Origin of the sequence: Clostridium sp., from assembly GCF_021443865.1 — a bacterium.
Taxonomy (GTDB): Bacteria; Bacillota; Clostridia; order Clostridiales; family Clostridiaceae; genus Clostridium.
Map to the genome: position 1 here is coordinate 1 of NZ_JABUTB010000077.1, position 10,306 is coordinate 10,306.

Annotated in this window: 13 protein-coding genes; all 13 read right to left on the reverse strand. The window is 29.0% G+C overall.

From position 1 onward, the window contains the following. On the reverse strand, positions 1 to 435 hold a 435-nt coding region (locus HUJ77_RS12230; RefSeq protein WP_291709026.1), incomplete at its 3' end, for a hypothetical protein. A gap of 51 nt (positions 436 to 486) precedes the next feature. Then, entirely contained in the window at positions 487 to 2,148 is a 1,662-nt protein-coding gene (locus HUJ77_RS12235; RefSeq protein ID WP_291709028.1) for a hypothetical protein, read from the reverse strand. 14 nt (positions 2,149 to 2,162) lie between these two features. Then, positions 2,163 to 4,259, reverse strand: a complete 2,097-nt coding sequence (locus HUJ77_RS12240) for a hypothetical protein (protein WP_291709030.1) — start codon at positions 4,257 to 4,259, stop codon at positions 2,163 to 2,165. A 14-nt stretch (positions 4,260 to 4,273) separates the two neighbouring features. After that, a complete protein-coding gene (locus HUJ77_RS12245; protein WP_291709032.1) occupies positions 4,274 to 4,618 on the reverse strand; it encodes a DUF6711 family protein in 345 nt (114 codons plus the stop codon). A gap of 13 nt (positions 4,619 to 4,631) precedes the next feature. Then, positions 4,632 to 6,962 carry a hypothetical protein gene (locus tag HUJ77_RS12250; RefSeq protein WP_291709033.1) on the reverse strand — a complete coding sequence of 777 codons (2,331 nt, stop codon included), beginning with the start codon at positions 6,960 to 6,962 and terminating at the stop codon, positions 4,632 to 4,634. A 318-nt stretch (positions 6,963 to 7,280) separates the two neighbouring features. Beyond that, the gene (locus tag HUJ77_RS12255) at positions 7,281 to 7,583 is read right to left on the reverse strand and encodes a hypothetical protein (RefSeq protein WP_291709035.1); all 303 of its coding nucleotides are present in this window, start codon (positions 7,581 to 7,583) and stop codon (positions 7,281 to 7,283) included. Positions 7,584 to 7,596: 13 nt separating this feature from the next. Then, positions 7,597 to 8,034, reverse strand: coding sequence for a phage tail tube protein (locus HUJ77_RS12260; RefSeq protein ID WP_291709037.1), 438 nt, complete (start codon positions 8,032 to 8,034; stop codon positions 7,597 to 7,599). 3 nt (positions 8,035 to 8,037) lie between these two features. After that, positions 8,038 to 8,421 carry a hypothetical protein gene (locus HUJ77_RS12265; protein WP_291709039.1) on the reverse strand — a complete coding sequence of 128 codons (384 nt, stop codon included), beginning with the start codon at positions 8,419 to 8,421 and terminating at the stop codon, positions 8,038 to 8,040. Then, positions 8,418 to 8,861, reverse strand: coding sequence for an HK97 gp10 family phage protein (locus HUJ77_RS12270; protein ID WP_291709041.1), 444 nt, complete (start codon positions 8,859 to 8,861; stop codon positions 8,418 to 8,420). Before HUJ77_RS12270 ends, HUJ77_RS12265 begins: the two co-directional genes overlap by 4 nt. Further along, positions 8,851 to 9,195: a phage head closure protein gene (locus HUJ77_RS12275; protein WP_291709043.1), complete on the reverse strand. Its 345-nt coding sequence runs from the start codon at positions 9,193 to 9,195 to the stop codon at positions 8,851 to 8,853. Before HUJ77_RS12275 ends, HUJ77_RS12270 begins: the two co-directional genes overlap by 11 nt. A 14-nt stretch (positions 9,196 to 9,209) precedes the next feature. After that, positions 9,210 to 9,494 (reverse strand): head-tail connector protein, encoded by a 285-nt coding sequence (locus HUJ77_RS12280; RefSeq protein ID WP_291709046.1) that lies wholly within the window; start codon positions 9,492 to 9,494, stop codon positions 9,210 to 9,212. Beyond that, positions 9,484 to 9,684, reverse strand: coding sequence for a hypothetical protein (locus tag HUJ77_RS12285; RefSeq protein ID WP_291709048.1), 201 nt, complete (start codon positions 9,682 to 9,684; stop codon positions 9,484 to 9,486). The genes HUJ77_RS12280 and HUJ77_RS12285 overlap by 11 nt, the downstream gene beginning before the upstream one ends. A 10-nt stretch (positions 9,685 to 9,694) precedes the next feature. Then, a partial coding sequence (locus HUJ77_RS12290; RefSeq protein WP_291709050.1) for a phage major capsid protein occupies positions 9,695 to 10,306 on the reverse strand: 612 nt, incomplete at its 5' end.

Below are 10,306 nucleotides of genomic sequence, written 5' to 3' on the forward strand. Positions count from 1 at the left end.
TCTTTCACCAGCAGAATTTGAAGAATTTTTGTAAAATCTAACTCCATATTCTTTACCTTCACCGTTAAAATTTCCACCACTTAAATCTTCAATTTTGGTTTCTAAGTTTTCAATTGACTGCAACATATCTTCCATTTTCGCATTAGTTATATCAAGATCAATTTTATTAGCTTTATTTGAAATTGCAGTTCTATTTTCATTTATTGCTGTTTCCATACCAGGAATTTTATTTAATTGTGTTTGTTGTGCTGGAGTTAATCCTTCTCCTGATCCTCCACCAACAACTCCATTTTTAGCAATGTAATCTAAATATTGTTCTATTCGTGATTGTGGTTCTTCAGGTAAAATAGCACCTTCTTGACCTATTAAAGAACCTAAATAGCTTTCTTTTCTTGATTGATTAGGAGTAGGTAATTCATTTATATCTTTAGCCATGCATTTCATTCCTTTCATTTAAAAATAAAAATAAAGACTAGATTTAAAATTCTAGTCTTTATAAGTTAGATAATCGTCATTGTCAGTAGCTACTTTTGGCACTTGAATATAATAATCATATTGAATTTTCATAGTGTCACTAGCAGTTTTCACGACACTAGTAGGTAGTTTGGTATGAGCCGAATAACCAGGTATAATTTTAAACTCGTCATCAAAATTATATCCTGTACTTTCAGGTCTAGTTGTAAGAAGATAATTTGTATTATATATGTGTGCAGTTAACCAACCACCAGTTGAACTATTTTTTGAACTTATATCTCCAATGTAAGGTGATGTTAAATTAAAATAATATTCTCTTTCTTTATGAAGTGTAGTGTATATTATAGGATTACCCGAATTATTTCTATAATAGAAATCATCTTTACCTATTGTGATTTTACCTAAAACATCTTTTAATGCATTACATCCAACAAACCTTACACTTTGTAAACTATTAAACCTTGGCTCTATTGTCCATCTTTTAGCATATATATTATATACACCTAATAAGTAGCCATTATAACTTCTTTCAGTGTAAGAACTATCTAGGATTTTATCATTAGTTGAATCGTACTTAGGGAATATAGCATAACTACTACCAGTATCATTAGAACCCGAATAGCAAGAAAAGGCCATGTAAACATCTCCATTTTCTTCAACTCTAAATATTCTATCAAGTTTAAAATTCTTATTACTTGAATTCGCACCCCTAGACATAGTTACAACTATATTATCTATATTTCTTAGGTTTATATTTACTGAATCTAAAATAGCATCATGCTTATCTCTTACTTCCAAGTCAAAAGAACATTTGAAATTATCTTTAGTACCTACAGAATAATCATAATTTGATATTTTTACATATTTATTGTTACTATTAGGTAATTCATTTAGTGATAAAGGTATTTCTATAAAATTAGTAAAAGTATCATCTAAAGTTTTACTTAATTTTAATGTTGTTGCACCTTGAACATACATATCTCCATCGATTATTCTTTTATAAGTTTTATCGCTATTATCATACTTATAATACTTATTATTTACCCCTGTATATATGAATTGATTATTAGAAAAATGTCTTGATCTACCTCCACCAATTGGTAAGGTCCAACTTAAACAAAATAAAGGCATTTTTACGCCACCATTATCGTTCGAATTGTAAACACCTTTACTCCACCAGATTGAATTTATAGTACCATTTCCTTGTGATGTTGAAAAATCATATACAAGATGTTGATGATAATATCCATCCTTCCATTCTGTATAGGATTCATTTGGATTATAAACCCCTCTAGTAGTATCACTTCCAGCATTTGTATTACTTTTTGGACACCAACCTATTATTTGACCAACATCACCTTTATAGTTATTTTCATCTTCCTCTCTATCATTAGAAGATAATATTATATTTCTAAAAGACGAAGGTTGAGATTTCCCATCGTTAAACGAACCACTACCATTTACAATAGTTCTAAACATTGCTCTATATAGTTCAGATTCATCTATTATATTTGGAATTATATTTTCTGTGTAAGTTTCATTTTTTAAATTTCCGTTTTCATCAAATATTTCTATTTTGGCAGTACCTTTTAATCCGTCGTCGGGTTTAAAACATTTCTTTTCTATTAACTCACCGTTTAAGTGATCTTTATTCCATTTCACGACTTCTCTCAATCATAAAACCTCCTTTATAAATTAGTGTCAAATTCCATTTCAATTTTAGAAACAGATAAATTACTATCTAATTTTGTTTTCTTCATATACCAGGCTAGTTTAATTCCATCCTTGTCTTGAGTAAGTTCTTGTAATTTTTCTTCACTTAAACCATTAAGTGTTTCTAAATCAATACCATATTCAATAATAGCAACGTTATCTTTCAATATGTCAATCCATTGACCTTCTTCATTAATTGTGTACCATCTTTCCCCATCATTAATTATAAACCTCAAGAAATCAGTTTCTCCAGCAGTTGCAGTTATATTCATAGATTTAACATAATTAATATGTTGTGGTTTTAAATTTGCAAACTCATTCATTTCTACGAATTCACCTTGTGGAATTTCTTCACCAAAATCTTTAAATTTCATAACTCCATTATTAATTTCTAAAGTTTCAGTATTATATGATAAAGCAACATTTGCCATTGTCCTATTATATCCTGTGGAACTAATTAAAATATCTATCGTTGGTTCAAGTGCAATATTTTTATCTATATCAGTAATTACATTAAACATTACACTATCACAATCAGGTATTATATTAGGAGCTATATGTTTAATGATAATGTCACTATTTCTTATAATGTCAGTATCTTTAATTACATCAAAATCAACAATTTCTGTAATTTCAGCATGTGGTCTTTCTCCACTTAATCCTCCACTAATTCCTTGACCTTTCAACATGACTTGGATAAATTCTTTTTTTATTTCTGCACTACCTTTACCCATACTTAAATGTAATTCTAACGAGTGATTTACACCTTCAGGAACAGATATTAAAGGGTAAGTAAATGTGAATCCTCGACTACCTGGTTCTAAGTCAATAGAAGGTGAAAAATCATGAGTGTAGTTATCAATTATTATTTTTATTGTTGCTTTTCCTGCTTCTTCACATTCTAAAAAAACATTTACATAAAGCATTAAATTGGTTCTGGTATCAACCCCATAGTTTATAAAACAGATTGATTGATACCTTTCACCAACTTTTACAACCGAACCATTACTATAATAGTACATTTTTTCTTTAAGTCCTGTTTGACCAGCTGTAAACCTATTTATTTTATTTTCAGTTGTACCATTTGTTTGAAAAGTATTTTTATTTTTAGTTTGGCCTTTTGCACCAATCTCTGCTGTTAATCCACCATTGAAATTCAATGTTTGAGATAGTATTGGAACTTTTCGAATTACATTATTTTTATCTTTTATTGTAATTATGTCGTATGGATCTAAAGATAAATCTCCTTGAAATTTTAAAGAATATCCCAAATATGAACTTTCTTTTAATTTATTATAAATATCTGTTATTATTTTTTCAGTAATCCAAGGATTTTGAAATTCTAATTCAAATGAATCATCTTCAATTTTCCCTTTAGATATTTCTTTCTCATCATCAATTTGACAGGTAATTTTCCCAATCTTATATTCATCTTCTTCAGTAGTGTAAGTAAAATAATTATTACTATTAATTGTTTTATCCACTTCATTTAATGTTTTAATAGTGAATTTACCATTTCTAGTAATAAAAGCATTACCTCCACAAAGTGAAGCAACATATGAAAGTACTTCTCTACAAGTAAATCCATTAGGTTTTTTAGTTTCGTAAGCAGGAAGATCTCCTTCAAATTCAACACCACTTTTATCAGCAAGTTCTTTTACTAACTGCTCTAATGTTGGATTATTGCTTAAATTAGGATTGAATGGAGTCTCAAATTTAACCATATTATCAAAAGCTGTTATTTTTATAACATGGTCTGTTTTTTCTATTTCATCTATGTTATATATGCCCATTAAAACATATTCAATTTCATTGTTATCTAATAATAAACCTATTTCAAATTTAATTTTACTTTTCGTAGATATACGATAACCTTCGTTTAACAATGTTAAATCTAAACTTTGAGAAATAGTGTTTCCAATTTGAAATCCATCTGTTGGCTGTGAAAATTCAAATTTTGAACTAACTAAATTGTCATTGTCAAAAATAACATTTCCAATCGTAATTCTACACTTAAATTGTCTAGAAGGTTTATTAATTTCTTCTTTATAAGCTAAGGAAGTATCAAACATCTTTTACTCCTTTCTTATTTTTCTATAAAATTCATCTTTAATCCACTCCACATAACTTGACCATTTACAATTCTATTCGCTGGAGCAGTTCTATCTCCAACATACATTGTTTTTGTAATTTCTCCAGCTTGTGGATCATAAAAAGTTACACTAAAAAATACACTACTCACAGATGTAAGTAGTGTAGATATTTCGGATTGAGATAATAATGGCCATTCCAAATTAATTTTTCTTTTTACCCCTATCCTATCTCTTACAAGTTCTCCATTTGCATTTCTATTAGATTCTCCATCTAAATCATTTATGGTTACTTCGTAATATTTAGGAGTAGCTACTTTTTTACCATTAATTTTTAACATTTTATCACCTTTATTAAACTGGTATTAATGTAATACCACCTTGTCTTTGCATTTTTTTTAGTTGATTCAAAGCAACTTTACCAATTACTGAACCATCTATTTCTAATACTAAATCTCCATTAAAAGAAGAATTGTTATTTCCAGCTCCTTGAGCTGATGCAATTTTTGAAGCTAATTCATTAATCCATCCTGTATTATTTTCTAAAGGCATTACTGCTTCTTTTCCTGCTTCACCTATCATAGCTAATGTTGGATTATTAATAACTCCACCTTTTGCAAGTTTTGGAATTTCAGGCACAGCTGTTATATCAACACCTGGTATTTTATTTATGGTTTTAACCATACCATTTATACCTCTAATAGCCTTATTAACTAAATCAATAATTTTGTTCAGTGGCCATTTTACAACTCCAACAATTCCTTCAAAAATTCCAGCAAAAATATTTACTACTCCTTGCCATGCTTTAGACCAATTTAATGTAAACACTCCTACTACAAAATCTATAACTCCACCTAATACTATTAGTAAAGACTTCATAATATCAGCTATAACTGCAATTGTTGTTCCAACTTTATCAACAATTGCACTAAATACTGCAACAAAAACTGGACCTAAAGTTTGAACTAAAAAGTTTACAATTGGAGATATAAACTTATTCCAAATTTCTAAAACTCCTGTAGCTAATTTCATAATGAACTCACCTAATGCTTCAACTAAACCTTTTAGGTGATCGTTCCATAACCATGTAAGCATTTTTAAAGCATTTTCTATAATTGGCTTAACAATGCTTTCCCAACAATTTAAAATTAAAGTTTGAATAGATTTTAAAAATCCTACTAACCCATTTATAAGTGATTGACCGTATTTACTCCATAAATTTGTTAGAATATTACCTATGTCTTGTGTAACAGTGCTAATAAAGTTTTTTATTTGATTCCAAATATCTATTACTGAATTTCTAAAATCTTCATTTGTACGCCATAGATATACAATAGAACCGACCACTAATCCAATAGCAGCTGCAACAGCAACCATAGGCCAATTTACTGCAGCTAAAGCACCACCTAAAGCACCAAATGCTGCACTTATTGCTCCAACTATTGATGACCAATTTGTTAAAATAAAATAAGATGCAAAAGCAGTTGCTATACCAGCTAAAGCTGAAATAATTGCATCTTTATGCTCTATAATGAAATTTTTAAGATTTTTAAAATACCCTTTCATCTTATCTACAAATTCTTGTATTTTTTCATTAACTTCAACTACTGAATCTAAAAAACCACCTTTATCTAAATCAAGTAATGAAGTATCAATATCCCCTATACCACTACTGCTACCAGTATCACTATCATCTGTATTTTGGCTTAATATATTTAATTCATCAAATCCAGCTAGTAAATTTTTAGCTTTTTTAGCCTTTTTACCTGCATCCTCTAAACTATCACCTAAATCAGCAACAGAACTTGCTTGATTAGTTATAGCATTTGATTGTTGTTGAGTTTGTTTAGGCTTACCAAAGATTGCTGTTGTAAATTGTGCTATAATATTTAAGACTTTACTTAATCCATTCATTAATGCTGTTAAAGCTGGTAAGATAGCATTATAAATTGGCAAAAAAGCCTGACCTAAAGCTAATTGAACATTTTTTAAACTTGCTATGAATTGATTATGTCTAGTTTGAGTTGTATCAGCTAATGTATCTCCATATCTAGCATAAGTTTGTTCAAGTATAGCCATTAATCTTATTTGTTGTTGAGTTTGGAAGTCTAATTGTTGCCATGACTTTCCGTTAGCCATTTCTTTAAAAGCTTTTGTACTCTCTAACATACTAACTTGAGTGTATACCCCTAAATCTTCAATAGCTTCTGTTGATCCTAACATACCACTTCTGATTCTTTCAGCCGTATCTTCAAAAGTTCTACCAGTTTTAGAAGCAATTACAGCTGTAGCTTTCATAAGTTCTGTAGTATTATCAGCTACATTTTTAGTGTTTCTTTCAAAGCTAGATATTAAGTTGCTATAAGTGGAGCCATACTTATATCCTTCTTGAAGGCTAATTCCATATGCTTTAGATTGACTTTTAACCCAATCACCAAATATTTTTGCACTTTGTTGCATTGTTCTATTGATATTTTCCATTGATGACTCAATAGACATTGCATCTTTAACGCCTTCTTTAATTGCACCACCTATTTTTATAGTTGCAAATACTGCTGCAACTTTACCCATTATACTTTTAACATTCTTTTGAAAATTATTAAGACTTTTTTGGGCATTATTTAGCCCTTTTTGCATCCCACTAAAGTCAGCTCCACCTCTTACAACAAGGTTTTTAACTGCCATTTGTTTCACCTCCCAACATACTATTTAAAACTTTTATCTTATTCAACATTTCTTTATCAGTCATTTCTTTTTTAGGTTTATTTATATAATCAGATAATTTAGGAGGCCTTTTACCTAAAAATTGAATTGTCCATCTTGCTTGTATGTAAGCTAGAGTTAATTTTTCTTCTGCTTCTTGCTCTTTTCTTTTTGAATAAGCATTAACTATTAAAGAAAATTCGTATGGAGTTAACTCCCAAAATTCAAGTGGAGATAAACCACAAAGGCAAGCAGCCTTTAAGCTTTCATTTATAGAAAACTCTTGACTACTTGCCTCTTCTAGTTTTTTTCTTCAATTACTTTCTCATTTCCATTAAATGATGCAGTAAGTGCTTTTTCCATAGCTTTAATTACATCAAATAAATTGTCTTTATCATCAATCAAATCCATCACTTTGTCAGGAGTTAATTCTTTATCTTCATGAATTAATCCAGCACATATGATTATTGCTGTATCTTTCATTGTTAAATCAGTTAAATCTATTTTTGAAATACTTATATTTAATTTATCTTCAATGTAAGCTATTGCTTTCATTCCATATCTAAAATTTCTTGTTTTATCTAATTCTATTGGTACAAACATACTTACTCCTATTTTAAATATTTGCTGCTGTTAATTCTAACTTTGGAGCACCTGATACTTTAATAGTTGCTCCAAAACTAATAGAATCTTCTAAAGATACTCCTGTAGTAAATCCAGTTACTACACCTTTAAAAGTCCATTTTGCATGTAAGCTTTCAGGGAATTCTATTGTAAAATCTTCTGTTGCTCCTGATTCAAAAGCATCATACATTTTCTTTTGTCCGTTTTTTGTAGGATCATTGCTTATTTCTAAAAATCCAGTTAAGCTTACTTCACCTGCATCTTTAAATCCACCTATGAATTTTCTATATCCACCATCTGAATCTAAAGTAGTAGTATCTATAGTGTCAGCTGATAATTCTAAACCACCTATTTCAGTTAGTCCTCCAATTTTAACTATAGCTTCATTTTTACCCATCTTTAAAACTGTTCCTATACTTCTAGTAGCCATTTTTTATCCCTCCTTATAATAAAAAGTTACACTAATAATTCCTCTATGTAACTTTACTTGTTCTTCATATGTTTCAGTAACATCATTTATATTTAAATCACAAATATATAAGTGTTCATCACCTATTTTATTAAATAAAAATTCTATTACTTTATTTTCAACTTTTTTAGTAATGTTTTTCATCTCATTATAAGTACTACATAATATATTTATAATGCATACACACTCTTTTTCATTTTTAAGCTCATTTAATGTTTTTATTCTGTTAAATTGAGACACATATACTATATATGGTGGCTTTATCCCTTCAGGAGCATTTAAAGGATAAATTTTATTTTGTATTTCATTAATTTTATTTAATTCTTGTCTTAAAGCTTTTTCAATCATCTTGCCTTTAACGCCTTATCTATTTTTTTACTCATTTCATTTACTATTTTATTAGAAATTGCTCCAACATTTTCTTCCAAAGAACGTTTTAAAAAATGAAATCCAGGAGTATATTTACCATTTGCTGTCCATCCAAATTCTTGTGAAGCTGGATAGTATGCTATTACTTTACCTTCTTTATTTTTCTTTTGAAAAATATCATTTTTTTGTCTATCAAAAACAACTTGGTAGATTTTTTTACCTTTACTTTTTGACTTTTCACCTATAAGCTTCATTCCACTTTCTAATTCTCCTGTTAGATATGGAGCATTTTCTTTTGCACTTTTAAGTGCTATAGTCATACCTTTTTTAGCACTTGGAGTTACATATTTTTGTGGAACTTGACCTAATTTTTTAATAGACTTCTGTAATTCTTTCATACCATCTATTTCAATCCTCATATGCAATCTCCTTACACATTAATTGTAATAGTACTTTTTTTTCTTGAAAGTTAATAGGTGGAGAAATTATTTCAAAATATCTTTCTCCAAATTTAACTCTCATACTTGAAGTAATACCTTCAACATATCTAATGTTAATTCTATGTGTTGTTTCACTATTTACTGCTTCAGCTGCATAAAAATCACGACCACTAACAGGATAAATAGCTGCTCTAACACTTATAACATCTTCCCATTCGTCAACTACTTCTCCATAATGGTTTTGAGTATGAAGTAGTCGTTGTATTGTTATTCTATGCCTTAAATCTCCTGGATTTATTGCAAACATACTCATATTTATCACCACACTTACAATAAATTCATAGAGTACATATTTAAAATGCTAGTAATAAGCTTATTAGCATTACTGCTTTTTATTTCAAAAGCTCTATTATCATAAAATTCATTCGCTATAACTTTTAAAGCTATAGTTAAATCTTCTTTTTCATCCATTTGAGAATCAGTTAAGCCTGTATAATTTCTTATAAAAGATATAGAAGATAATAAGATGCTTTCAAACAACTTATCATCTTCATTATGTTCTACATAAGCATATTCTTTTAAATCTTTTATAGTAACTTCGCTAATCTTCATTAGCTTTTACCTTCTTCTTTTTGATTTCGGCTTTTACCTCTTCAGTTTTTTTCTTTTGTCCTGCCTGAACTTCTTCTACATAACCAGCATTAATAAGATCATTTGCAATTTGTTCATCATCAATTTCTCTTTCTTGTCCTGGATACATAGAAAAAGCACCAGCAAAACTAACTAATGCTTTAACTACCATAATTAATCACCTACTTAACAACTAATGCTGATAATTTTTGTTCATTTTCGATTTTAGAATCTAATTCTACCCATCCTACTACACCAATAGCATGTTGAATTGCAAATTTTTCTCTTAATACTTCTATATTTATATCTTCAGATAATTTTACTGCTAATCCTGACATATCTCCGTAGTAAACTACATTCTTGCCTGAACCAATTACATCTACAGAATCTGAGCAGTAAACTTCTTTTCCTAATAGAGTATATCCCCATCTAGCTGATACATCTTTATTTAATAAGTAATCTCCATCAGAATTCTTTAATTTTCTAATAGCTGTTCTTGTAGCTTTATTCATTATCCAAACTGCTCCTGATTGGAAAATGTCAGGAACCATTTCTTGAACATCAATCAATTCATCAGCAGTAATTGCAGAAGCACTTGCAGTTGTTACTTTTTGTTGGATAGTGCTTAATCCTGTGATTTTTCCTTCTGTTCCTTTGATTAATTCTTTTTCAATGAATTTAGCAATGCTTTCAGCCATCGCATTTACAACAAAGTTTAATAAATCAAAGTTAGAGTTATTTAATAGTGATTTAGATACTTTAGTTAAAGCACCAGCTAAGAATCCTTTTAATTC